The organism is Pseudomonas sp. J380, assembly GCF_009827115.1.
Lineage (GTDB): Bacteria > Pseudomonadota > Gammaproteobacteria > Pseudomonadales > Pseudomonadaceae > Aquipseudomonas > Aquipseudomonas paracarnis.
This window is the reverse complement of record NZ_CP043060.1, coordinates 3,748,446-3,771,871: the sequence shown is the minus strand read 5'-3', so window position 1 is coordinate 3,771,871 and position 23,426 is coordinate 3,748,446. Positions and strand designations below refer to the sequence as shown.

The window sequence follows — 23,426 nt, the reverse complement described above, 5'->3', positions numbered from 1 at the left end:
GTACAGGCGATGCAGTACTAAAGTTTACGCCACACACTCGCCAACCAAGGCTGCTGTTCCCGCGGCAACCCGGCCGGCCGGTAGTAATGCTCCAACTCTTCAAACCCTGCCGCGGTCAGCAAGGCCTGCCACGCCTGCAGGTCGTGATAAGAGCCATACCGCGGCCCATTCCAGCCCTCTTGGTTCTCACCCCGAGGGTTGGAGCTGAACAGCACGCCCCCAGGCTTCAACGCGCCGTGCAGCTCTTTGAGCACTCGGGGCAACTCCTGCTTGGGAATATGAAACAGCACCGCATTGGCAAACACCCCATCGAAGCGTTCGGCGGGCAGGTCCAGCTTGAGAAAGTCCTGCTGCAACACCTCACAGCCACTGTCTTCGCGGGCCATCTGCGCAAAACGCTCGGAGCCATCCAGGCCCACGGCGATATGCCCCATGCGCGTAAACGTCTGCAAATCCCGCCCTGGCCCACAGCCGAAATCCAGCACGGTGAACGGCGGCGTGCCCTGGATATGCCGCAACAGCGCGTCGATGTTCTGGCTCACATCGTGATCGCGAGTGCCTTCACGGAAGTCTTCGGCCACCTTGTTGTAATGGCCCAGGGTGGTGGAGGTGATCTGGTTGAGGTCGTCGGGAGCAAGTTTCATGGCATGGCGCACGGCTGCGGCTGAGGTAGCGGGACTATACCCCGGCCCACTCTTGAGTTGAAAACCGTGTATCCGCTGTAGGGCACTTCACGGCAGTCGCAATGCGCGCATCCGACAGACCGCCACGGGAAATTATGGGTAAGATTTGGCCCTCATTTGCAGAGGGCTACACATCCATGGAAGAGGAAAAATGTTCACCCGTTGGCAACGACACCGCACCGAACAAGGTCGACCAATACGCCACGAGATTGAGCAATGGGCTGTTCTGGCTCAATGAGCGTGCCTGGCCGCTGACGGTGGGGGTTCTCTCGGTGGCGGGCCTGTACCTGTACCAGTACATCCAGGTGGAAAAGGTGCCGCTGAGTATCTTGTCGGCGTCGGCGTTCACTGCCCTGCCGGCCATGTTCGCCATGTTGGTATTTGTGATCGGCATGATGGGCGCGTCGATCCTGGTGCCCACGTTCATCTTGTTCACGCGCCTGAACGGCACCGGTGTGCGCCTGAGTGATCAACTCAATCTCCGCCCGCAGTCGCCCCAAGAGACGGCCCAGCATAGGCGCTTATTGGGGCATTGGACTGTCAGTCTGGTCGTAATGGGTGTTTTCTGGATGTCCGCTGTATACCTGTCTGTGAACGCCGAAAGTGGGTTTTGGCTGACCTTCAGCTGGATCGTCGCATTCATGGCGGCGATAGTGGCCTATGTCGGCATCATCATTCGTGCCCGGCCCGCCGATGTTGCCCTGCGTGAGCTGACCGGCGAGTTCTGGCTGGCCAGTGCTGGCGCCGGGGTCGTTCAAATGGTGGTCATTCTGATGGTGACGGTGCCGGTCTCCCGCGCCTTCAGCGAGTACTCCGATAGCGCCGTGTTCTTTGCGCCGTTCATGGCCGCCGAACTGGGCGTGCTGGTCTTGATCCAGGGGAGCGCCGCCTGTCTGGTGGCGCGCATGCGCGATCAAAAAAACCCGGTTGCGTTCGCCTCGATGGCGGCCTTTGCGCTCATCGTTTTACTCGGGCTGATCCCGGCGAGCGGGGCCAAGTTGGGTGGCCTGCCGCTGCAAGGCTCCGCCTCGGGAGGGCGCGTTTGTACGTTGATGACCTGGGCGGCAGAGGCCAAGGTCCCCGGCGCGCTGGTAGACGCCGACAACCCCAAGCGCAGCGTAAAACTGCGAGTGATGGCCGACTCGGATGGCAGCTACATCGTGCGGCCCTGGCAGGCCAAGGAAAAAACCATCACCTTCGTGCCCCGTGCCAGCGTTGCCCAATTGGATGAGTGCCCGTGACGTCAGCGCTTGTTCAATACCCGCGCCAATCGGTCCCCGCTCAGCTGGATCACCGCTACCAGCACCACCAGCAGCACAATCACCGTGAGCATGATCTGCGTATCGAAGCGCTGGTAGCCATAGCGGTAGGCAATATCGCCCAGGCCACCGGCGCCGATCGCCCCGGCCATGGCCGATGAGTTGATCATGGTCACCAGGGTGATGGTGAAGCCGCCGACGATGCCGGGTAACGCCTCTGGCAACAGCACATGCCAGATGATGTGCCAGCGGCGGCAACCCATGGCCTGCGCGGCTTCGATCAGGCCATGGTCGACCTCGCGCAGGCTCACTTCAGCGATGCGTGCAAAGAACGGCGTGGCGGCGATGGTCAGCGGTACCACTGCCGCCCAGACGCCATAGGTGGTGCCGACGATCAGGCGCGTGAACGGGATGAGAGCCACCATCAGGATCAGAAACGGAATGGAGCGGAACAGATTCACGAATGCTCCCAGCACGCGGTTAAGGGCCGGTGCCTGGTAGATGCCGCCCTTGTCACTGGTGACCAGGAAGACCGCCAGCGGAATGCCCACCAGCAGCGCGATCAGCGATGACACCCCCACCATCAACAAGGTGTCGATGGCGCCCTGCACTAAACGATCAAACCACATAGCCCAGCACCTCCACCTGTTGTGCCCAATTGGCCGCGCGTTTGCGCAGTTCTTCGGCGTTGTGCGGCGATCCATTCACCGCCAGCAGCAGTTGCCCCAAGGCATGCCCCTGGATGCGTTCCACGCCGCCTTGCAGTAAACGCACACGGCCGCCGAGCGCACTGAACAGTGCCGCGAGGTCTGGCTCCAGGGTGTCGCTGCCGGTGAACTGCAGGCGCAGTACCAGTGCGGCGTCGGCCGAGGCTGGCGTGGGTTGCAGGCGGCTTTGCAACTCTGGCGGCAAGCCGTGTTGCAGCGGTGCGAGCAGGGTCTTGCTGACCTCATGTTGCGGATCGCCAAACACCTGCCACACCGGGCCTTGCTCGACGATACGCCCGTGCTCCAGCACCACCACGCGGTCGCAGATGTCGCGGATCACCGCCATCTCATGGGTAATCAGCACGATGGTCAGGCCCAGGCGCTGGTTGATCTCGCGCAGCAGGCCGAGGATCGACTGGGTGGTTTCCGGGTCGAGGGCCGAGGTGGCTTCGTCGCACAGCAGAATCTCGGGGTCGTGCACCAGCGCGCGGGCGATGCCGACGCGCTGTTTCTGCCCGCCGGACAGCTGCGCCGGGTACGCCTTGTGTTTGTCTTGCAGGCCTACCAGCTCCAGCAGTTCATGCACCTTTCGTGCGCGTTGTGCCTGGGGTACGCCGGCGACCTTGAGCGGCAACTCGACGTTCTGCCACACAGTCTTGGCCGACATCAGGTTGAAGTGCTGGAAGATCATGCCGATGCGTCGCCGCAGCGCCACCAGGTGGTCTTCATCGAAGCTGCCGATGTCCACCTGGTCGATCAGCACCCGTCCGCTGCTGGGTTGTTCCAGGCGGTTGATGGTGCGGATCAGCGATGACTTGCCGGCGCCGCTGCGGCCGATGATGCCGAACACTTCGCCACGCTGGATCGCCAGGTCAATGCCTTGCAGCGCATGCACCGTGCCGTCATAGGTTTTGCCCAGGTTGATGAACCGCACATGGGCGCGGTTCAAGTCCGGGTGCAGTTCAGTCTGTTCGGCGTGGCTGGGCGCAGGGGCCAGATCGTGCAATCGGGCGTTGGCGGCACTCATGGTTTAGCTTCCCAACCGACCTGGTAGAGCTTGCCGAGGGACTTGTCCAAGGCCGCACGCACCACCGGCGAGTGTTGGTAGATATCGACGAACTTGATCACCCGTGGGTCGGTTTTGCTCTTGGGCTGGATGACGAACTGAATCACGTATTCCGGGTGGTCGAGGCCGTCGAACAGCAGCGCCGACTCGGCATCGAAGGTCTTGGACAGGCGGATGTACGCCGGGTAGCCCTGGACCAGATCAGCGTCGTCATAGGCGCGCACCAGTTGCACCGCTTCCACTTGCAGGATCTTGATGTTTTTCGGGTTGGCGACGATGTCTTCTTCGGTGGCTTTGTAGCCCACGCCCGGCTTGAGGGTGATCAGCCCGGCCTTGGCCAGCAGTTGCAGGCCGCGACCGCTGTTGATCGGGTCGTTGGCAATCGCCACGCTGGCGCCTGCGGGCAGTTCGTTGAAGTTTTTGTACTTTTTCGAATACAGCCCGACGTTATTGATGATGCCTGGCGCATACGGCACCAGGTCAAACCCGGCGGCGGCCTTGGCGTTTTCAAGGAAGGGGATGTGCTGAAAGTAGTTCACGTCGATATCGCCGGCGGCGAGGCTGACGTTGGGCGCGATCCAGTCGGTGAACTCCACCAGTTCGACCTTCAGGCCCTGCTTGCCGGCCTCTTCTACGGCGGCTTCCAGCGGAATAGCGAAGGCAGCGGTGGTGCCGATTTTCAACGGGGCGTCGGCGGCAAATACCGCCGAGCTGAATAAGCCGAAGGCCAGGGCCAGTGCTTTGACTGGGTGGTTTAGGAATGTCTTTTTCATAATGGTTTTCCAGTCATAAGGTCTTAGGTAGCGAGATCGTTCCCACGCTCCGCGTGGTAATGCAGCCAGGGACGCTCCGCGTCCCACAAGCGAACGCAGAGCGTCCAAGAGGCATTCCCACGCGGAGCGTGGGAACGATCAAACAATGTGGCGGTAGGTAGAGCCGGTGTGTTGGCTGGGTAAGCGAGCCGTGTCGTGGAAGACTTTTTCCCGCAGCGTTCCCTGCGCATATTCCGTCTTGTACGAGCCCCGTCGTTGTAGCTCCGGTATCACCAGCTCAATGAAATCCACATAGCTCTCCGGCGTCACAATGCGCGTCAGGTTGAAACCATCCAGCCCGGTTTCGCTGATCCAGGATTCCAGCTCATCGGCCACCTGTTCAGGCGAGCCCACCAGGGTGATATAGCGCCCGCCCAAGGCGTGCTGTTCAAGCAATTTGCGCCGGGTCCAGTCGTTGTTCTGCAGGTTCTGGGTGGCCGACTGGATCGCGTTGCTTTTGACGTACTGGATCGGTTCGTCCAACGCGTACTGGGCAAAATCAATCCCGGTCGAGGCCGAGAAGTGCGCCACGCCGGCTTCCGCGCTGGCGTAGCTGAGGTACTCGGCGTGCTTGTTCCAGGCCAACGCTTCAGTGGCGCCAACGATGACGTTAAGGCCCATGAACACCTTGATGTCGTCCGGGTTGCGCCCAGCCTCCACTGCGCTGGCGCGCACCTTGTCCACCTGGCGTTTGGTCGCTGCTTTGTTTTGCCCGCTGATAAACACGCACTCGGCATGCCGCCCGGCGAACAGCAAGCCGCGCTCGGAACTGCCGGCCTGGAACAGCACCGGCGTGCGCTGCGGCGAGGGCTCGCACAGGTGGTAACCCTCCACCTGATAGAACTCGCCGTGGTGCTCTACCTTGTGCACCTTGCCCGGTTGCGCATACACCCGCGCTTGGCGATCGTTGCGCACCGCGTCGTCTTCCCAGCTGCCTTCCCAGAGCTTGTACAACACCTGCAGGTATTCATCGGCCTGGTCGTAGCGCTGGTCATGCTCGACCTGTTCGGTAAGGCCCATGGCCTTGGCGGCGCTGTCGAGGTAGCCGGTGACAATGTTCCAACCCACCCGGCCACGGCTCAGGTGATCCAGCGTCGACATGCGCCGTGCGAACAGGTACGGCGGCTCATAGGTGAGGTTGGCGGTAAGGCCGAAGCCAAGGTGCTGGGTGACGGCGGCCATGGCCGACACCAGCAGCAGCGGGTCGTTGACCGGTAGCTGGATCGACTCCTTGAGGGGCACGTCAATGGAGTCCTGATAGACGTCATACACGCCGACGATATCAGCGATGAACAAACCGTCGAACAACCCGCGTTCAAGGATCTTCGCCAGTTCAGTCCAGTATTCGAGGGTCTTGTACTCGGTCGAGTTGTCTCGTGGATGAGCCCACAAACCGTGATTGATGTGCCCGATGCAGTTCATGTTGAAGGCATTGAGCAGGATTTTCTTTTTGCTCATCAGATGGTCCCCCGCAGCGGCGGGTTTTCATCGTTGAGGTAGTAGTTGCCGACCGCATGGTATTTCCAACGCACCGGGTCGTGCAGGGTGTGCACCCGGGCGTTGCGCCAGTGGCGGTCCAGGCCGTGTTCGGCCAGGGTCGCCTGGCTGCCAGCCAGTTCGAACAGCGTGCTGCCGGCCGCCAGGGAGATCTCGGTGCTCAGAGCGCGTACTTCGGCAACGGCGATGGAGGCTGCGGCGACGGTCTGGGCATTGCTGTCGGCCTGGGCGCGGTCGAGGAATTCACCCGAGCGTTCCAGCAAGGCTTCGGCGGCGTGCAGCCGGCTGCTCAGGTGGCCGAAACTCTTGAGTGTCAGCGGGTCTTCGGTGGCCTTGTCGTTGCCGGCGTCGATCCACGGGCGGGTCTTGGTGCGTACAAAATGCAAGGCGTCCTCAAAGGCCGCGCGGGCGATGCCGGTGTCGATGGCTGCGTGGAGGATCTGCGCCAGCGGGCCGACGGTGGTCGGGCGTTCGAAAGCGCTCTGGAACGGCACCACGTCTTGCGCCGCGACCCACACGTTGTCGAACACTACCGAGCCGCTGCCGGTAGTGCGCTGGCCGAAGCCGCTCCAGTCGTCGATCACCGTCAGTCCCTCGCTGTCACGCGGTACGAAGGCCAGTTGCTGCACGCCATTTGCATCCACCACCGAGGTGGGGATGCGTTGGGCATAGATCGCGCCGGTGGCGTAGAACTTGCGCCCGTTGATGCGAAAACCGTCGCCGTCGCGGGTGAGGCTGGTAATGCGGTCGTGGGCGGTCTTGGTGCCCAGCTCCGCCAAGGCGTTGCCAAAGCGTTGACCGGCCAACACCTCGGCGTACAGGCGTTGCTGCTGTTCGGGGCTGCCGTTCACGCGCAGTACTTCGAGGGCATAGAAATGGTTTTGCGGAATCTGGCCCAACGAGCCATCGGCCTGGGCGATCAGTGCGATGACCTTGGCCAGGGTGACGTTGGACACGCCCGCGCCACCGTAGGCCTTGGGCACGCTGATGCCCCACAGGCCAGAGCGGGAAAACACGTCCAGTTCGGGCAATGGCAGGCGGCGTTCGCGGTCGCGCTGGGCGCTGTCGCGGCGCAAGTCTTCAGCAAGATCGCTGGCGACAATAAGCGCTTGTTCGTCGCTGGTGATGACCGCGACGGGGTGAGAAAGGGTCATGAGTTTCTCCAGAAGCTCGTGGAAAAGTGTTCTGGTTGGTTAAATCCAGGAATGACGAGCCGGCAAGGTGCCGTTGAGCCGATAGGCGCCGATGGCGTGGTACTTCCAGCGCACCGGGTCGTGCAGGGTGTGCACCCGGGCGTTGCGCCAGTGACGGTCAAGGTTGAATTCGGCCAGGGTGGCGCGGCTGCCGGCCAGTTCAAAGAGCTTCTCGGTGACTTGTAACGCCACTTCGGTGGTCAGCACCTTGGCCTCGGCCACGGCAATCGAGGCGTGGGCGGCGGACTGCGCGGTGATCGGTGCGGCGCTGACCTGGTCAAGCACCTGGCCGGCCTTGCGCAGCAGGGCTTCGGCGGCGTGCAGTTCGATCTTCAACTTGCCGATATCAGCGATCACATACAGGTCGTCGCTGGCCCGTTCGACCTTGGCGTCGATCCACGGGCGTGAGCGTTCACGCACGAAGGCAATGGCATCGTCGAGGGCGCCTCGGGCGATGCCAGCGTCGATGGCGGCCTGGATCAGTTGCGACACGGCCCCCTGGATATTCGGGCTTTCGCCCAGGCGCCAGTTGTCGATGACCAGTTCCGGCTCCACGGCCACGCGATCAAGCAAGACGGTACCGCTGGCGGTGGTGCGTTGGCCAAAGCCCGACCAGTCATCGACGATGCGCAGCCCCTCGCTGCCGCGCCGCACGAAGGCCATGACTTGCTTGCCGTCATCGTTCAACGCTTTTATGGCGACCCAGTGAGCAAACAGTGCGCCGGTGGAGTAGAACTTCTGGCCGCTGACCACGTACCCATCACCTTCGGCCGTAATGCGTGCCTTGAGCTCCAGGGTATTTTTGGTGCCGCGTTCCGGGCCGCCGTTGCCGATGCGCCAGCCGTCGAGCACGCTCTGGAACAGCTGCTTTTTCTGACGCTCGGTCGCGGTGCCCTGCAATACGTACAAGATGCCGAAATGGTTCTGCGGGATCTGCCCGAGTGCCGGGTCGGCTGCGCTGATGATCGCGAAGACTTCGGCCAGGGTCACAAACGACACCTGTGGGCCGCCGTATTCACGGGGAATGGAAATACTGCCCAAGCCGCTGCGGGTGAACTGTTCGAGCTGCGCCCAGGGCAGTTTGCGTTGCTGGTCGCGCTGGGCGGCGTGCAGGCGTGCAGCCTGGGCCAGTTCGTGGGCTGCACTCAGTGCCTGGGCGTCGTTGCGCAACACCGTGGCGGGCAACAGCAGGGGGGCTACGTCCAGATCACTCTGGGGGGGTGTTAGAGCCAAGTTAGACATCAGCGCCGCTCCTTGGCTGCACGCAATGCCCTGGCGTTGCGCACCGGGGTAATTCTGACCATACCGACCTCGCATTCAATGAAATAAACAGAAAAATCAGGAATGTCCGGTGGTCCGGTGCATATACCCTAAGCGTGTTAATTATTTAAATAAACTAACTTTTAGGAATATGCATAGAAGGGCTGTCACCCCGGTTCACAGGGTGAACCGAAGCGACGCGGTTGATAGCCCGGTGCGGGCGAGGCAGGGCGGGGCGGTGTGCAGGCGGCGATGCGCAGCGTGCGGGCGGGCGCCCAGCGGGAGTTGTTACCCACGCGGTCGAGAATGCAGTAGGTGACTTCCAACCGGCAGTCGTCGCCGGCTTCGACAATCACGTGGGGCGGCACCCACACCTGCACCGCCAGGCCGACGCTGTTGGCTTGGATGCGGGGCAGGTCCAAGCGTACATCGCCCCAGCGCAACGTAATGGCATCGCCCGTGCTCATGTTCAGGTAAGGCTCGATGGTCAGCGGAATGCCGCGCCTTACCTGGCTGCTGTTGACGCCGTGGCGGCGAATCGTCTCGGGCAAGTTCACGGGCGCCAGATTCTGGTTTTCAGTGTCGCCTTCAGGGTTCAGGCGCGGCGAAGGCTGACCGCCCGGATAGCTGGTCTTGACCCGCACCAGCGTCACCGCCGAGCGCATCGGGCCATGGCCGATCTGCAAGACCTGGTAATGGACGCGTGCCGGTCCGTCCTGCACAAAGCTCTGCGGTACGCATAAGTGGGTACACGTGCCGATCCTGCAGGCCGTCACCTTGCGCGAGGCGGCGAAGCAGTTGTTCCAGAACAGTTCGATCAGGTCGCCTTCTTCCATGCTCGGGTAGGGTGAAATATCGACCTGCAAGTGGGCGGAGGCCAGGGCGCTGATGCCGTTTCCAATAGCCTGGGGAAGCCTTGGGGCACTGAGCGTGGCCGGGGTTTGAGTGTGTGTCATAAGTAATCTCCTTGATGCAGCCAGCAGCAATCGTTCCGAAACCTGGACGCACAGGCGCAAGGGGGTTCGAAAGGCACGATTCAGTCAGTAGCCGGGATAGGATCCAATCCTCAAGGCGCTAGATAAGAGGGTTGGCCAAGGAGCGTCAATGGAGGCAAAGGGCTAAACGGCGGGTTTGGCGAGATTCAGACGGGTCTGACGGGGCGGGGGATTTCAAGAGGCAGGCGGCAGGGTCTTTTACGGGTTGGAATGGCGACTCCCTGTAGGGCCTGGCTTATGTGGGAGCTGGCTTGCCTGCGATAGCATCTCCCCATTTTGACTGCTACACCGAGGCGCTTGCATCGCAGGCAAGCCAGCTCCCACACAGAACGTCAGTGGGCGAGGAATTTGCTCAGGAACTGCTTGGTACGTTCTTCCCTGGGGTTGGCAAACAGCGCCTTGGCTTCGCCCTGTTCGACGATCACGCCCTTGTCGAAAAAGATCACCCGGTTGGCCACATCACGGGCAAAGCTCATCTCGTGGGTGACGATGACCATGGTGCGGTTTTCTTCGGCCAGGCTGCGAATGGTCGCCAGGACTTCGCCCACCAGTTCCGGGTCGAGGGCCGAGGTGGGTTCGTCGAACAGGATCACCTCCGGCTCCATGGCCAATGCGCGGGCAATCGCCACACGCTGTTGCTGGCCGCCGGACAGGCGCCGCGGGTACGACGCTTCCTTGCCCGCCAGGCCGACCCTTGCCAACAGCTTGCGCCCCAGTTCGGCCGCCGCTTCCCGTGGCATCTTCTTGACCACGATGGGGCCTTCGATGACGTTTTCCAGCGCGGTGCGGTGGGGAAACAGGTTGAAGTTCTGGAACACAAAGCCCACATGCTGGCGCAGGCGCCGCACCAGGCCCTGTTGCTGGTTGAGCGGCCTGCTGCTGTCGATCTCGATGTCACCCACCTTGATACGGCCGCTGGTGGGTTCTTCGAGGAAGTTCAGGCAGCGCAGGAAGGTGGTTTTGCCAGAACCGCTGGGACCGATGATGGCGACCACTTCGCCTTCCTTGACCTCCAGGTCGATGCCGTTGAGCACCACCTGGCCGTTGAATTGTTTGGTCAGTTTTTCAACCACGATCATGCTTCAAGACTCCAGGTCATGCCGGTTGACCCGGTCTTCCAGACGATTTTGCAGATGCGCCAGGATGCTCGCCAGGATCCAGTAGATCAGGGCCGCGGACAGATACATGGTGAAAATTTCAAAGGTACGTGCCGACACCAGTTGGGCCTGGCGGAACAGCTCCGGCACTTGGATGGTGGCGGCCAGCGCCGTGTCTTTGACCAGCGAAATAAAACTGTTGCCCAAAGGTGGCAACGCCGTGCGCATCGCCTGGGGCAGGATGGCCCGGCGCAACGTCTGCGCACGGGTCATGCCGATACTGGCAGCGGCTTCCCACTGGCCACGCTCGATGGAGGCGATGGCGGCCCGCAGGATTTCACACGCATAGGCAGCCATGTTCAGCGAAAAGCCGATCATGGCGGCCGGGATCGGGTCCAGCTCGATGCCCACTTGTGGCAAGCCGTAGTAGATCAGGAACAGCTGCACCAGTAACGGCGTGCCGCGAAAGAACGACACGTAGACCCGGGCGGTCCAGCTCAAGAGCTTGAAGCGCGACAGGCGCATCAAGGCCAGGCCGAAGCCCAGCAGCAGGCCGAAAAACATCCCGCCCAGGCTGAGGATTACCGTGTAGTACGCGCCCTTGAGCAGAAAGGGCGCGGAGTCCAGCGCGAGTTGGAAACCTGCTTCCATTATTGCGTGACGTCAGCGTTGAAGTACTTCTCGGACAGCGTCTTCAACGTGCCGTCGGCGCGCAGTTTGTCCAGAGCCTTGTTCACCGCATCGAGCAGCTCGGGCTCACCTTTGCGCAGGGCGATACCGGATTCCTGACGGGAGAAGGCGTCGCCGGCAGCGGCGGTGTCGGGGGCTTTCTTGGCGTATTCCAGGGCGGCCAGGCGGTCGATCAGGATGGCGTCGATACGGCCGATGCGCAGGTCCTGGAACTTGGTCGGGTCGTCGTTGTAGGTCTTGATAATGGCTTTTGGTTGGTTGTCCTTGAGCCATTGTTCGTAGTTGGTGCCCAGGCCCACACCGACTTTCTTGCCGGCCAGGTCGTCGGCTTTCTTGATCGAGTCGACGTTCTTTTTCAGCACCAGCGCCTGGATGCCGGACACGGTGTAAGGCTTGGAGAAGTCATACTTTTTCTTGCGCTCTTCGGAGATGGTCACCTGGTTGACCACGGCGTCCAGGCGCTTGGATTCCAGCGCGGCGAGGATGCCGTCCCAAGGGGTGGCTTGCAGCTTGACCTTGACACCCAGCTCCTTGGCCAGCGCCTCGGACAGTTCCACTTCGAAACCGCTGAGCTTGCCGCTTTCATCGACAAAGCTGAACGGCGGGTAGGTGCCTTCCAGGCCGATCTTGATCTCGCCGGCCTTCTTGATGGTGTTCAATTGCTCGCCGGCAACCGCCTGGCCCAACCAGCCAGCGCCAAGCGCGAGGCCCAAAGTGCCAACCAACAGCGTGCGACGAAATGCAGAAATAGTCATGGAGAGCCCCTGTGTTTTTTATGGTGAGCGAAGCAGGTGACGCGGTAGTCGTATCCTGCCCTAAAGCGCGAAGCGCGTCTTCGCCTTCGGCGCGATGATAAGGTGGGTTTTAAGTCTTGAAAATAATAAAAATACCATTTCATATTCTTTTTAGAAATATGTACAGCTCCCACATCGACAGTATTCAATCAGTTGAATACTGAGTCATAGGCAAACAATGCCGGCGCGCCACCGGTATGCAGGAAAATGATCGGCCCCTCTTCAAAGCGCTGGCGCCCGATGCCGTCGAGCAAACCGGCCATGGCCTTGCCGGTATACACCGGGTCCAGCAACAGACCTTCCTGGCTGGCCAAAAGTTTGATCGCCGAGAGGGTGCCAGCGTTTGGCTCGCCATACCGCGGCCCGAAATACTCGTCCCACAGGGTGACCTTGAAGGCGTCGGGGATAGCCACACCGAGCAACTCGGCAGTGCGTTCGGCCAGGCCCTGCACTTTCGGGCATTGCGCTTGCTCGGAGCGCGACACGGTGATGCCGATCACTGGCAGCTGCGGCAGTGCTTCGCTCAAGGCCAGGGCCAGGCCGCTGTGGGTACCCGCACTGCCAGAGGCGAGCACCACGGCGGCGAATTGAATGCCGCTGTCTTCAATTTGCGCGGCCAACTCCAGCCCGGCGCGCACGTAGCCCAGCGCGCCGAGTGCATTGGAACCGCCAATAGGCACCAGGTACGGCTTCTTGCCGTTACTGCGCAGGCGGTCGGCGAGGGCGTTGAGTTGGTCGTCGGCGTTGTCGAGGTTTTCCACCAGCTCCACTTTGGCGTCGAACAGCTCCAGCAGCAGGCGATTGCCGTTGCCCAGGTAGTTGGGGTCGTCGGTGCCGGTAGGGTTTTCCAGCAGGGCAACACAGCCCAGGCCAAGCCTGGCGGCGAGCGCGGCGGTCTGGCGCACATGGTTGGACTGGATCGCGCCGGCGGTGACCAGGGTGTCGGCGCCCTGGGCGATGGCGTCGGCGGCCAGGTATTCGAGTTTGCGCAGCTTGTTGCCGCCCATGGCCAGCGGCGTGGTGTCATCGCGTTTGACGTAGATGTCCCTGCCCAGCCAAGCCGACAGCCGCTCGAGTTTTTCCAGGGCCGTGGCACTGCCCAGTAGTTCCAGACGGTTAAAACGGTCGAGCTGTTGTTTGATCATGGTTACGCACGGTGGCTGAGTGATTGGGGGACTATAGGCAGGCACTTTTCATCGGGCAACCGCCAATCGCTTATGACTAAAGGTTCTTAGCTCCACACCATTGGTTCTTAAGAGCTGCCTGGGTGCATACCGTAAAGTGATGGCCATTTCGTCAGGAGTGAATACCGTGAGTGAGCGTTCCAGTCATTGGCAATTGCAGACCATCGTCAGCCAGCTGCGCGGCGCCCGCGACCAGTGGCGAACGCGCAATGGGCGCTTGAGTGGCGAGCATGGTGGCCGCGAGTTGCCGTCCCGCGAGGCGGTGGCACAGATTCTTGAGGCCTTGTGCGGCGCCCTGTTTCCGATGCGCCTGGGCCCGGCGGACCTGCGCGAAGAAAGCGAAGACTTCTACGTGGGCCATACCCTCGACGTCGCGCTCAACGCCTTGCTCGCCCAGGCGCGCCTGGAGTTGCGCTATGCCGCGCGCCAGAGCGGTGAGGACGACAGCGAAGTCAACGCCCACGCCATTCGCCTGATCCAGGATTTCGCCCTGGCGTTGCCATCCTTGCGCAGCCTGCTGGACACCGACGTACTGGCCGCCTACCACGGCGACCCGGCCGCACGCAGTGTGGATGAGGTGCTGTTGTGCTACCCGGGCATCCTGGCGGTGATCCACCACCGCCTGGCCCACCACCTGTACCGCGCCGGCCTGCCGTTGCTGGCGCGGATCAGTGCGGAAATCGCCCACTCGGCCACCGGCATTGATATCCACCCCGGCGCACAGATCGGCCCGAGTTTCTTTATCGACCACGGCACAGGCGTGGTGATTGGCGAGACCGCGATCATCGGCGAGCGGGTGCGCATCTACCAGGCCGTGACACTGGGCGCCAAACGCTTTCCGGCGGATGAAGATGGGCAATTGCAGAAAGGCCACCCGCGTCACCCTATTGTTGAAGATGATGTGGTGATTTACGCCGGGGCGACGATCCTGGGGCGGATCACCATTGGCCAGGGTTCGACCATCGGCGGCAATGTGTGGCTGACCCGCAGCGTGCCGGCCGGGGCGAATATCACCCAGGCGAATTTGCAGCATGATGATGGGGCGCAGAAGTAATACCTGAGTCAAACGCCGGTCAGTGTGGGAGCTGGCTTGCCTGCGATAGCGGTGTATCAGTCAACAGATGGGTGGCTGACCCAGCGCTATCGCACGCAAGCCAGCTCCCACATTTCGTATGTATTTCACCGTCGGGTTGCTGAACGATTCGTCTCCTTCACGCGTCATACCAATCCCTGAGCTAGTGTAGGAAACACCTACCACTCAGCCCTGCGATTAGTCCCAGACCGCCTATTCATGTTTAACTTGAACGTTCGTTCAAGTTAAACCGGTGGTTCGCTGCCCGCTCACAACAGGAGGCTTACCTTTGCTGAGTCCGTTTTTTACAGCCATATCCCGCAACCTTGAGGTGCATCGTTCATGAGTGCATCGTCCACCCCTTCCAGCGGCATGGTGCGCATGAATGCGCCCGTTTTCTATTTTGCCGCGACCGTCATCCTGCTGTTCGGCATCACGGTCATCGCTATCCCGCAACAGGCCGGTGCCTGGCTGCTGGCGGCGCAAAACTGGGCGGCCAATACGGTCGGCTGGTACTACATGCTGGCGATGACGCTGTATCTGGTCTTCGTGGTGGTCACCGCGCTATCGGGCTACGGCAAGATAAAACTCGGTGCCGACCACGACGAGCCCGAATTCAGTTACCTGTCCTGGGCTGGCATGTTGTTCGCCGCCGGGATCAGCATCACGCTGTTTTTCTTTTGCGTCTCGGAGCCGCTGACGCACCTGGTGCAGCCGCCCCAGGGCGAAGCAATGAACGCCGATGCGGCGCGCCAGGCCATGCAGGTGTTGTTCCTGCACTGGGGCCTGCATGGCTGGGGCGTGTTCGCGTTTGTCGGCATGGCCCTGGCGTATTTCGCCTACCGGCATAACCTGCCGCTGGCGTTGCGCTCGGCGCTGTACCCGCTGATCGGCAAGCGCATCAATGGCCCTATCGGTTACGCGGTGGATGGCTTTGGCATCATTGCCACGGTGTTCGGCCTGGGCGCCGACATGGGCTTTGGCGTACTGCACCTCAACTCTGGCCTGGACTACCTGTTTGGCATTGCCCATACCCAGTGGATCCAGGTGGGCCTGATCACCCTGATGATGGGCGCGGCGATCATCGTGGCCGTGGCCGGCGTCGACAAGGGCGTGCGGGTGATGTCCGACATCAACATGCTGCTGGCCTGTGCGCTGCTGCTGTTCGTGTTGTTCGCCGGGCCTACCCAGCACCTGCTCAACACCTTGATCCAGAACATCGGTGACTATCTGGGGGCGCTGCCCACCAAGAGTTTTGATGTGTACGCCTACAACGAGCCGAGCGACTGGCTGGGCGGCTGGACGGTGTTCTACTGGGCCTGGTGGATCGCATGGTCGCCGTTCGTGGGCCTGTTTATCGCGCGTATTTCCCGTGGTCGTACCATCCGCGAGTTCGTGTTTGGCGTGCTGCTGATTCCACTGGGCTTCACCCTGGCGTGGATGTCGATCTTCGGTAACAGCGCCATCGACCAGGTGCTCAACCATGGCATGGCTGCACTGGGCCAGTCGGCGATCGATGACCCATCGATGAGCCTCTACCTGCTGCTGGAAACCTACCCGTGGAGCAAGACGGTGATCGCGGTCACGGTGTTCATCAGCTTTGTGTTCTTCGTGACCTCGGCTGACTCCGGCACTGTGGTGCTGTCCACTCTCTCGTCCAAAGGCGGCAACGCGGATGAAGACGGGCCGAAGTGGCTGCGTGTGTTCTGGGGCGCGATGACCGCCCTGGTCACCAGTGCCTTGCTGTTCGCCGGCAGTATCGACTCGCTCAAGTCTGCGGTGGTACTGACCTCGCTGCCGTTCTCGCTGATCCTGCTGCTGATGATGTGGGGGCTGCACAAGGCGTTCTACCTGGAGTCGCAAAAGCAGATCGCGCAGTTGCATTCCCTGGCACCGATCTCCGCTTCGCGCAAAGGCCGAGGTGGCTGGCGCCAGCGTTTGAGCCAGGCGGTGCATTTCCCATCCCGCGATGAGGTATACCGTTTCCTCGACACCACGGTGCGCCCGGCGATTGAAGAAGTGACCGCAGTGTTTGTCGAGAAGGGCCTTACGGTGGTGACCCAGCCCGACCCGTCCAACGACAGCGTCAGCCTCGAAATCGGCCATGGTGAAGAACGTCCGTTCATCTACCAGGTGCAGATGCGTGGCTATTTCACACCGTCGTTCGCCTTGGGCGGCATTGGCAAGAAAGAGATCAACAACCGCCGCTACTATCGGGCCGAAGTGCACTTGAGTGAGGGCAGCCAGGACTATGACCTGGTGGGCTACACCAAGGAGCAGATCATCAATGACATCCTCGACCAGTACGAGCGCCATCTGCAGTTCTTGCACATGGTGCGCTGATAGCGTTCCTCTCAAGTAGGTCTTTGCTGTAAAAGGAAGAGGCAGACTTAAGCGATTCAGCTGCTTAAAAGGCCCGGGAATATGCCTATTCCCGGGCCTTATTTGCCCTAGATCAAGAGAGGATTCGATGACGTACATTGCTGCCGAAAACCGCTATGAATCTATTCCTTATCGCCGCGTAGGCCGTAGTGGATTGGTGCTGCCGGCACTGTCCCTGGGGTTGTGGCACAACTTTGGTGACAGCACCCCGATCGACACCCAGCGCGCATTGCTGCGCACGGCGTTCGACCTGGGTATCAACCACTTCGACCTGGCCAACAACTACGGCCCGCCCTACGGCAGCGCCGAGATCAACTTCGGTCGGTTGCTGCGCGAAGACTTCAAGCACTATCGCGACGAGTTGATCATCTCCAGCAAAGCCGGGTGGGACATGTGGCCCGGCCCTTACGGCCAGGGTGGCGGCTCGCGTAAATACGTATTGGCGAGCCTGGACCAGAGCCTGCAACGCCTGGGCGTCGATTATGTGGATATTTTCTACTCGCACCGCTTCGACCCCGACACGCCCCTGGAAGAGACCGCCAGCGCCCTGGCCACCGCCGTGCAGCAGGGCAAGGCGTTGTACATCGGTATCTCGTCTTACTCCGGGGTTAAAACCCGCGAAATCGCAGCGTTGCTCAACGAGTGGAAAGTGCCGTTGTTGATCCACCAGCCGGCCTACAACCTGCTCAACCGTTGGGTGGAAAAAGACCTACTGGACACCACTGAAGAACTCGGCGCCGGGGTGATCGCCTTCACGCCGCTGGCCCAGGGTTTGTTGACCGATAAATACCTCAACGGGGTACCGGCCGATGCGCGGGTCAATCGTCCGGGTGGTGGCTCGTTGCAGGCCCAGCACCTGTCCGAAGCCAACATCGCCCATGTACGCGGCCTGAACGAAATCGCCAAACGCCGTGGCCAGAGCCTGGCCCAGTTGGCGCTGGCGTGGACGTTACGTGATCCACGGGTAACCAGTGCGCTGATCGGCGCAAGCCGGCCGGAGCAGATTATCGAGAACGTCGGGGCGTTGAAGAACTTGAGCTTCAGTGCAGAAGAACTGGCGGAGATTGATAGGTTTGCGCAGGAAGGTGGGATCAACCTGTGGGAAAAGCCATCCACCGCTGAATAACCTTACACCACTGGGTGATCGTTCCCACGCTCTGCGTGGGAATGCAGCCCGGAGGCTCGGCGTCCGCTCTAAAGTCGTGACGCAGAGCATCACAGGAGGCATTCCCACGCAGAGCGTGGGAACGATCTGTCGCCAAGCGTCAGAACGGCACATCCCCAAGAATCGTCGCCCGATGCATCACCCGCCGCTGCGGCCGGTAGTCATCCACAGCGTAATGCTGGGTGACGCGGTTATCCCAGAACGCGACGTCATTTTCCTGCCAGCGCCAGCGGATGGTGAATTCCGGGCGGGTGGCGTGGGCGAACAGCAGCTTGAGAATGGCCTCGCTTTCGGCCGGTTCCAGTTCATTTATTCGGGTGGTGAAGCCGTCGCTGACGAACAGCGATTTACGTCCACTCACCGGATGCGTGCGCACGACTGGGTGCGATAGCGGCGGGTTTTTCTTGCGGGTTGCTTCCCAGCGCACAAGGTCCTCGGCGGTGTTGCCAAAGCGCTCCAGCGGGAACGACTTGGTGAAGTCGTGTGTGGCGGTGAGGCCATCGAGCAAGCGCTTTAGCGGTTCAGACAGTGCTTCATACGCCGCAATCCCACTGGCCCACAAGGTATCGCCGCCGAATGCGGGCAACAGCTTGGCGCTGAGCACTGCGCCCAGAGCAGGCGTGGGCAGGAACGTCACGTCGGTATGCCACACCGCGTTATCACGCACATCCGTGACGGCGGTGTCGAGGATCAGCACTTCGGGCTGTTCCGGCACGTTGGGGTAGATCGGGTGGATGTGCAGGTCGCCAAAGTTTGCCGCGAACCGTGCCTGTTGCGCAGGGGTGATCGGCTGGTCACGGAAGAACAGCACCGAATAGTCGAGCAACGCCTGTTCAATGGCGTCGCGCTGTTCGGGATTCAGCGGCTGGGTGATATCGACGCCGCCGATCTGGGCGCCCAGGGCGGAGCTTAATGGGGTAATGGTCAGGCTGCTCATTGTGGGTTCTTCACTCAGTGTGCCTGGCCATGCCAGGGCACTAATTTACGCTGCAGGGCGCGCAGGCCCATTTCCATGGCGAAGGCGATCAGGGCGATGACCAGGATGCCCAGCACCACCACATCAGTGACCAGAAACTGCGCCGCCGACTGCACCATAAAGCCCAGGCCGCTGGTGGCGGCAATCAACTCGGCCGCCACCAAGGTCGACCAGCCCACGCCCAGGCCGATGCGCACACCGGTGAGGATATCGGGCAGGGCGCTGGGCAGGATCACATGGCGAATCAGTTGCGCGCGGCTAGCGCCCAACGACTGCGCAGCGCGTAATTTTGCCGGGTCGACGGTGCGCACCCCAGTGGCGGTGGCGATGGCAATCGGGGCGAAGATAGCGAGGTAGATCAGCAGCACCTTGGACAGCTCGCCAATGCCGCACCAGATCACGATCAACGGCAGGTAGGCCAGGGGCGGAATCGGCCGGTAGAACTCGATCAGCGGATCGAGAATGCCACGGGCAATACGGTTGGCACCGATGGCGATCCCCACCGGCACGGCGGTCAGTACTGCAAAGCCCAGGCCCAGGCCGATGCGACTGAGGCTCGCGCCCAGGTGCTGCCACAAAGTGGAATCCATGTAGCCGGTGGTTGCCAGCAGCCAGCCTTTTTGCAACACGGCGGACGGTGGTGGCAGGAACAAAGGTTCGATCAAACCGGTGGCGGTCACCGCCCACCACAGGGCCAGCAAGGCCGCCAGGGTCAGCAGGCTGATCCAGCGCGTGCTCAGGCGACGGCGCAGCGGGATCACGGGATGTGTCGCAGGCTCGGTGGCCGTGGCGGGAAGTTCGTAACTGCTCATGCGTACACCTGCCGTTGGGAGAACACTTTGCCCAGCACATGTTCACGGGTTTCGATAAAGCGCGGGTCGGACTTGATTGCGCGGGCTGATTCGCCGGCGGCGTAACGTTGGCCGAAATCCAGCTGCAAGCGTTCGACGATCTGGCCGGGGTTGGGCGCGAGCAGGATCAGGTCCGTGGCCAGAAACACCGCTTCTTCGATGTCGTGGGTAATCAGAAATACCGGCTTGGCCGTGCGCCGCCACACTTGCAGCAGCAACTCCTGCATCTGTTCACGGGTGAAGGCATCCAGGGCGCCGAAGGGTTCGTCCATCAGCAGTACGCGCGGGTCGGCCGCCAGCGCACGCGCCAGGCCGACGCGTTGCTTCTGGCCACCGGAGAGTTGCCAGATGCGGCGGTTGTCGAAACCGGCCAGGTCCACCAGCGCGAGCATTTCACGCGCCCGCACGTCGCGCTGCGCCTTGGGCACGCCGGCCAGTTCCAGGCCGAAAGCCACATTGGCCAGCACGTCCTGCCAGGGCAGCAGGGCATCGTCCTGGAACACCACGCCGCGCTCGGCGCTGGGGCCTTTGACCGGCACGCCATCGAGGGTGATACGCCCGGCAGACGGTTCGACGAAGCCGGCAATCAGGTTCAACAACGAGGTCTTGCCGCTGCCGGACGGGCCCAGGGCGACCAGCAATTGCTGGGGCCCAAGCTCCAGTGAAATATCGGACAGTACCGGTTCCGGGGCGCCTGGGTACTGTGCGCTGATGCGCTCCAGTTGTAGCAAGGCCATCGCAGTGAACTCCTGGGTCAGTTGGTAATGAACTTGGCGCTGACATAAGGGGCGTAGTCGGGCAGCACGGCCTCGACCTTGCCTTGCTCCTTGAGGAACGCAGCGGTGTCGGTGACGGCCTTGGTGGTCGGTGCGCCCAGCAGCGTTACCTGGTCGGCGGCCAACGGGTAGACGTTGCCTTGCAGCAGCAACGGGATATCGCTGGCCTTGGCGCCGGAGAGTTTCACCAGTTTGTCGACGTTGCCGGAATCGGCGAGCCAGGCTTGTGGGTCTTTGCGGTAGGCGGCGTAGGCATCCAGAGTGACCTTGGCGAAGGCGGTGACGATCTCTGGGTGCTTCTCGGCGAAGTCCTTGCGCACGATCCAGGCATCGAACGTCGGCGCGCCGAACTTGGCCAGCTCCCCGGAGGTGATCAGCACCTTGCCGGTTTCCTTGGCCACGCCCAGGGCTGGGTCCCAGACATAGGTGGCGTCGATATCACCGCGCTTCCAGGCGGCAATGATGGCCGGTGGGGCGAGGTTGAGAATGGTGACTTTGGCCGGGTCGATGTTCCAGTGCTTCAGCGCGGCGAGCAGGCTGTAGTGGCCGGTGGAAACGAAGGGCACGGCGATTTTTTTGCCGACCAGGTCCTGAGGGCTGTTGATCCCCGAACCGTTACGCGCCACCAGGGCTTCGGCGCCGCCGATCTGGGTGGCGACGAGGAAGGTTTGCACCGGGACTTTACGGGTTATCGCGGCGGTGAGCGGGCTGGAACCGAGGTAGCCGATCTGCACGTCGCCGGACGCGATGGCGGCGATGATGTCGGCGCCATTGTCGAATTTGCGCCAGTCGATCTTGGCGTTAGTGGCTTTTTCATAGGCGCCGTCGGCTTGGGCGACTTTGGCCGGGTCCACGGTGGTCTGATACGCAATGGTCACGTCCGCCGCCTGGGCAAACAGGCTCGCACCGGCCAGGGACAATGCGGCCAACAGGCGCAGAGGGGTCAGCAGTTTCAAAGGGAAGCTCCTCAATCAGGCGGCCGAGGGTCGGCGTGAGAGGAGACTAAATGATCTAAGAATTCGAAAATAAATAACTTTTTCGAATTAGCTTATGAGGGTAAATGGCGAAGCCTGTTTTCAGGCTGGCAGAATAATGTGGGAGCTGGCTTGCCTGCGATAGCGGTGTATCAGTCAACAGGTGGGTTGCTGACCCACCGCTATCGCAGGCAAGCCAGCTCCCACACAAGCCAGCTCCCACAGGGGAGCGAGCCTGAGGTTAGTTGCTGATGGCGAGGATGCTTGCCTGGTACGAACCGACAAACACATCGAAATCGCCTACTTCGTTCTGCTCCAGCTCTGCCTGTTGCGCCAGCGACGCACGGGCCAGTTCTTCAAAATGCGCTTGTTCCTCAGGCGCCAAAGGTTCTTTGCGGAAGTATTCGGCATGGACTTCGCTTTGATGCAGGGAGAACTGCGCAAAGCTTTCCTTGCGCTCAGCCATGGCTGCCAACACCTGCGCCGACGGCGTCAGGGACGGGTCCTTGACCTTGGCCAACTGGGCGTCCAATGCCTCGCTGTGCTCGGTGATGCCATGGCTCTGATCGAGCAGGGCGGCCAGCGGGGCAATCTTCTCCAGCAACTCGGCCGCCCACTCCTTCATGTCCACCGGCTGGCCGTCACGCTGCAATTGCAGGCCCGGACGGCGGCCTTCCTTGACCACGCTGAGGAAGTTGGAGGTGGCGTTGCCGCACTCGTTGTTGGCAAACAGTGGGCTGTCGTTCAGCGCGCAGTACAGCAGGAATGCGTCGAGGAACCGCGACTCTGGCAGGTCGATACCCATCGGCAGGAACGGGTTGATGTCCAGGCAGCGTACTTCGATGTACTGGATGCCGCGCGCCATCAACGCCTGGATCGGCCGCTCGCCGGTGTAGGTCACGCGCTTGGGACGGATGTTGGAGTAGTACTCGTTTTCGATCTGCAGGATGTTGGTATTGAGCTGCACCCACTCGCCATCCTTGTGCGTGCCGACTTCGACATAGGGCGCGTAGGGTGTTGCCACCGCTTCGCGCAGGCTGTCGGTGTAGCTGGCCAAATCGTTGTAGCACGGCGTCAGGCCGGCCTGGGCGTTGCTCTGGTACCCCAGGTCGCTCATGCGCAGGCTGGTGGCGTAGGGCAGGTACAGCGTGTCGGCGTCGAGGACTTCAAGCTGATGCGAGCGTCCGCGCAGGAAGCCGGCATCCAGGGCTGGCGAGGCACCGAACAGGTACATCAACAGCCAGCTGTAGCGACGGAAATTACGGATCAGCGCGATGTAGGCCGTGGATTGATAGTCACGGTCGGTGCCGACAAACCCTTCTGTTTCCTTGAGCAACGGCCATAACGCTTCCGGCAGGGAAAAGTTGTAGTGGATGCCGGCGATGCACTGCATGGTCTTGCCGTAACGCAGGGCCAGGCCCTTGCGGTACACGTACTTGAGCTGGCCGATGTTGGAGGTGCCGTAGTAGGCAATCGGAATATCTTCCTCGGCCGGCAACGGGCACGGCATCGAGGGGCTCCACAGGTATTCGCTGCCCAGCTTGGTGTAGGCAAAGCGATGGATCTTGTCCAGGCTGCTCAGAGTATCGGCCGGGTTCGGCAGGGCAGGGGTGATGAACTCCAGCAGCGATTCCGAGTAGTCGGTGGTGATCTGTTCATTGGTCAGCGCGGCGCCCAGGGCTTCGGGGTGCGGCGTTTGCGCCAGTCGACCTTCGTTGGTGACGCGCAGACATTCGCGCTCGATGCCGTGCAAGCATTGCTCTAGCAGGGAGAGGTGTTCGCGCTTGCCGAGCAGGGCCAGGCGGCGGTTGAGAAGTTCGCTCAAGTTGGATTCCTTCACGCGTCAGTCGCCCCAATATGGGGGTGGGCAGGACGGTCTACAAGGGTGAAGTTGAAACTGGCGTGATCGCCTGGTTTTGAGTCGATTTGACCCGCTCTGAATTTGCCGACTTCACTCCATGAATTGGGCTACAGCGCAGCGAGAAAATTCCGA

21 protein-coding genes are annotated in these 23,426 nt (G+C 61.5%); 4 read left to right on the top strand and 17 right to left on the bottom strand.

Annotated elements, in window-relative coordinates:
- Nucleotides 1-17: 17 nt before the first annotated feature.
- Nucleotides 18-644, bottom strand: a complete 627-nt coding sequence (locus tag FXO12_RS17075; protein WP_060772801.1) for a bifunctional 2-polyprenyl-6-hydroxyphenol methylase/3-demethylubiquinol 3-O-methyltransferase UbiG — start codon at nucleotides 642-644, stop codon at nucleotides 18-20.
- 176 nt (nucleotides 645-820) lie between these two features.
- Here FXO12_RS17075 and FXO12_RS17070 point away from each other — a divergent pair, with 176 nt between their 5' ends.
- Complete coding sequence (locus tag FXO12_RS17070; protein WP_057975349.1) at nucleotides 821-1,924, top strand: hypothetical protein; 1,104 nt, start codon at nucleotides 821-823, stop codon at nucleotides 1,922-1,924.
- Between the two features lie 2 nt (nucleotides 1,925-1,926).
- Here the strand turns inward: FXO12_RS17070 and FXO12_RS17065 are convergent, their stop codons facing one another.
- The 11 genes from FXO12_RS17065 to FXO12_RS17015 form a co-directional block, all read right to left on the bottom strand.
- A complete protein-coding gene (locus FXO12_RS17065) occupies nucleotides 1,927-2,571 on the bottom strand; it encodes a methionine ABC transporter permease (RefSeq protein WP_003187635.1) in 645 nt (214 codons plus the stop codon).
- A complete protein-coding gene (locus FXO12_RS17060; RefSeq protein WP_060772800.1) occupies nucleotides 2,561-3,676 on the bottom strand; it encodes a methionine ABC transporter ATP-binding protein in 1,116 nt (371 codons plus the stop codon). The genes FXO12_RS17065 and FXO12_RS17060 overlap by 11 nt, the downstream gene beginning before the upstream one ends.
- Nucleotides 3,673-4,488 carry a MetQ/NlpA family ABC transporter substrate-binding protein gene (locus FXO12_RS17055; protein WP_054896665.1) on the bottom strand — a complete coding sequence of 272 codons (816 nt, stop codon included), beginning with the start codon at nucleotides 4,486-4,488 and terminating at the stop codon, nucleotides 3,673-3,675. Before FXO12_RS17055 ends, FXO12_RS17060 begins: the two co-directional genes overlap by 4 nt.
- Before the next feature lie 138 nt (nucleotides 4,489-4,626).
- Entirely contained in the window at nucleotides 4,627-5,985 is a 1,359-nt protein-coding gene (locus FXO12_RS17050) for an LLM class flavin-dependent oxidoreductase (protein ID WP_057975351.1), read from the bottom strand.
- Nucleotides 5,985-7,178 carry an SfnB family sulfur acquisition oxidoreductase gene (locus FXO12_RS17045; protein WP_057975352.1) on the bottom strand — a complete coding sequence of 398 codons (1,194 nt, stop codon included), beginning with the start codon at nucleotides 7,176-7,178 and terminating at the stop codon, nucleotides 5,985-5,987. The genes FXO12_RS17050 and FXO12_RS17045 overlap by 1 nt, the downstream gene beginning before the upstream one ends.
- A gap of 39 nt (nucleotides 7,179-7,217) precedes the next feature.
- Nucleotides 7,218-8,459 carry an SfnB family sulfur acquisition oxidoreductase gene (locus FXO12_RS17040; RefSeq protein ID WP_054920297.1) on the bottom strand — a complete coding sequence of 414 codons (1,242 nt, stop codon included), beginning with the start codon at nucleotides 8,457-8,459 and terminating at the stop codon, nucleotides 7,218-7,220.
- 185 nt (nucleotides 8,460-8,644) lie between these two features.
- Nucleotides 8,645-9,433: a hypothetical protein gene (locus FXO12_RS17035; protein ID WP_054896661.1), complete on the bottom strand. Its 789-nt coding sequence runs from the start codon at nucleotides 9,431-9,433 to the stop codon at nucleotides 8,645-8,647.
- Between the two features lie 371 nt (nucleotides 9,434-9,804).
- Nucleotides 9,805-10,551, bottom strand: a complete 747-nt coding sequence (gene tcyN, locus FXO12_RS17030) for an L-cystine ABC transporter ATP-binding protein TcyN (protein ID WP_014716461.1) — start codon at nucleotides 10,549-10,551, stop codon at nucleotides 9,805-9,807.
- 3 nt (nucleotides 10,552-10,554) lie between these two features.
- The gene (gene tcyL, locus FXO12_RS17025) at nucleotides 10,555-11,220 is read right to left on the bottom strand and encodes a cystine ABC transporter permease (RefSeq protein WP_003187646.1); all 666 of its coding nucleotides are present in this window, start codon (nucleotides 11,218-11,220) and stop codon (nucleotides 10,555-10,557) included.
- Complete coding sequence (gene tcyJ / locus FXO12_RS17020) at nucleotides 11,220-12,014, bottom strand: cystine ABC transporter substrate-binding protein (protein WP_014716462.1); 795 nt, start codon at nucleotides 12,012-12,014, stop codon at nucleotides 11,220-11,222. Before tcyJ ends, tcyL begins: the two co-directional genes overlap by 1 nt.
- 188 nt (nucleotides 12,015-12,202) lie before the next feature.
- The gene (locus FXO12_RS17015; RefSeq protein ID WP_057975354.1) at nucleotides 12,203-13,198 is read right to left on the bottom strand and encodes a D-cysteine desulfhydrase; all 996 of its coding nucleotides are present in this window, start codon (nucleotides 13,196-13,198) and stop codon (nucleotides 12,203-12,205) included.
- 166 nt (nucleotides 13,199-13,364) lie between these two features.
- Here FXO12_RS17015 and epsC point away from each other — a divergent pair, with 166 nt between their 5' ends.
- The 3 genes from epsC (at nucleotide 13,365) to mgrA (ending at nucleotide 17,817) form a co-directional block, all read left to right on the top strand.
- On the top strand, nucleotides 13,365-14,291 hold the full coding sequence (gene epsC, locus FXO12_RS17010) for a serine O-acetyltransferase EpsC (RefSeq protein ID WP_014716464.1): 927 nt from the start codon (nucleotides 13,365-13,367) through the stop codon (nucleotides 14,289-14,291).
- 399 nt (nucleotides 14,292-14,690) lie between these two features.
- Nucleotides 14,691-16,652, top strand: a complete 1,962-nt coding sequence (betT, locus tag FXO12_RS17005; RefSeq protein WP_169856569.1) for a choline transporter BetT — start codon at nucleotides 14,691-14,693, stop codon at nucleotides 16,650-16,652.
- 127 nt (nucleotides 16,653-16,779) lie between these two features.
- Complete coding sequence (gene mgrA / locus FXO12_RS17000; RefSeq protein WP_034125489.1) at nucleotides 16,780-17,817, top strand: L-glyceraldehyde 3-phosphate reductase; 1,038 nt, start codon at nucleotides 16,780-16,782, stop codon at nucleotides 17,815-17,817.
- A gap of 139 nt (nucleotides 17,818-17,956) precedes the next feature.
- On the opposite strand, the gene tauD is transcribed toward mgrA, so the two are convergent.
- The 5 genes from tauD to gshA form a co-directional block, all read right to left on the bottom strand.
- Nucleotides 17,957-18,793: a taurine dioxygenase gene (gene tauD, locus FXO12_RS16995; RefSeq protein WP_057975355.1), complete on the bottom strand. Its 837-nt coding sequence runs from the start codon at nucleotides 18,791-18,793 to the stop codon at nucleotides 17,957-17,959.
- Between the two features lie 14 nt (nucleotides 18,794-18,807).
- On the bottom strand, nucleotides 18,808-19,644 hold the full coding sequence (tauC, locus tag FXO12_RS16990) for a taurine ABC transporter permease TauC (RefSeq protein WP_057975356.1): 837 nt from the start codon (nucleotides 19,642-19,644) through the stop codon (nucleotides 18,808-18,810).
- Entirely contained in the window at nucleotides 19,641-20,420 is a 780-nt protein-coding gene (gene tauB / locus FXO12_RS16985; RefSeq protein WP_054896655.1) for a taurine ABC transporter ATP-binding subunit, read from the bottom strand. Before tauB ends, tauC begins: the two co-directional genes overlap by 4 nt.
- Nucleotides 20,421-20,437: 17 nt before the next feature.
- On the bottom strand, nucleotides 20,438-21,415 hold the full coding sequence (tauA, locus tag FXO12_RS16980; protein WP_034125493.1) for a taurine ABC transporter substrate-binding protein: 978 nt from the start codon (nucleotides 21,413-21,415) through the stop codon (nucleotides 20,438-20,440).
- Nucleotides 21,416-21,674: 259 nt separating this feature from the next.
- The gene (gshA, locus tag FXO12_RS16975; protein ID WP_054920278.1) at nucleotides 21,675-23,258 is read right to left on the bottom strand and encodes a glutamate--cysteine ligase; all 1,584 of its coding nucleotides are present in this window, start codon (nucleotides 23,256-23,258) and stop codon (nucleotides 21,675-21,677) included.
- Nucleotides 23,259-23,426: the final 168 nt, after the last annotated feature.

Coding starts and splice junctions, on each gene's coding strand:
- FXO12_RS17055 (WP_054896665.1), bottom strand. CDS start 4,488: ATGAAAAAGACATTCCTAAACCACCCAGTCAAAGCACTGGCCCTGGCC.
- tcyL (WP_003187646.1), bottom strand. CDS start 11,220: ATGGAAGCAGGTTTCCAACTCGCGCTGGACTCCGCGCCCTTTCTGCTC.
- FXO12_RS17070 (WP_057975349.1), top strand. CDS start 821: ATGGAAGAGGAAAAATGTTCACCCGTTGGCAACGACACCGCACCGAAC.
- FXO12_RS17035 (WP_054896661.1), bottom strand. CDS start 9,433: ATGACACACACTCAAACCCCGGCCACGCTCAGTGCCCCAAGGCTTCCC.
- betT (WP_169856569.1), top strand. CDS start 14,691: ATGAATGCGCCCGTTTTCTATTTTGCCGCGACCGTCATCCTGCTGTTC.
- FXO12_RS17050 (WP_057975351.1), bottom strand. CDS start 5,985: ATGAGCAAAAAGAAAATCCTGCTCAATGCCTTCAACATGAACTGCATC.
- tauB (WP_054896655.1), bottom strand. CDS start 20,420: ATGGCCTTGCTACAACTGGAGCGCATCAGCGCACAGTACCCAGGCGCC.
- mgrA (WP_034125489.1), top strand. CDS start 16,780: ATGACGTACATTGCTGCCGAAAACCGCTATGAATCTATTCCTTATCGC.
- tauC (WP_057975356.1), bottom strand. CDS start 19,644: ATGAGCAGTTACGAACTTCCCGCCACGGCCACCGAGCCTGCGACACAT.
- FXO12_RS17065 (WP_003187635.1), bottom strand. CDS start 2,571: ATGTGGTTTGATCGTTTAGTGCAGGGCGCCATCGACACCTTGTTGATG.
- FXO12_RS17015 (WP_057975354.1), bottom strand. CDS start 13,198: ATGATCAAACAACAGCTCGACCGTTTTAACCGTCTGGAACTACTGGGC.
- FXO12_RS17075 (WP_060772801.1), bottom strand. CDS start 644: ATGAAACTTGCTCCCGACGACCTCAACCAGATCACCTCCACCACCCTG.
- FXO12_RS17040 (WP_054920297.1), bottom strand. CDS start 8,459: ATGTCTAACTTGGCTCTAACACCCCCCCAGAGTGATCTGGACGTAGCC.
- FXO12_RS17060 (WP_060772800.1), bottom strand. CDS start 3,676: ATGAGTGCCGCCAACGCCCGATTGCACGATCTGGCCCCTGCGCCCAGC.
- FXO12_RS17045 (WP_057975352.1), bottom strand. CDS start 7,178: ATGACCCTTTCTCACCCCGTCGCGGTCATCACCAGCGACGAACAAGCG.
- tcyN (WP_014716461.1), bottom strand. CDS start 10,551: ATGATCGTGGTTGAAAAACTGACCAAACAATTCAACGGCCAGGTGGTG.
- tauD (WP_057975355.1), bottom strand. CDS start 18,793: ATGAGCAGCCTGACCATTACCCCATTAAGCTCCGCCCTGGGCGCCCAG.
- tcyJ (WP_014716462.1), bottom strand. CDS start 12,014: ATGACTATTTCTGCATTTCGTCGCACGCTGTTGGTTGGCACTTTGGGC.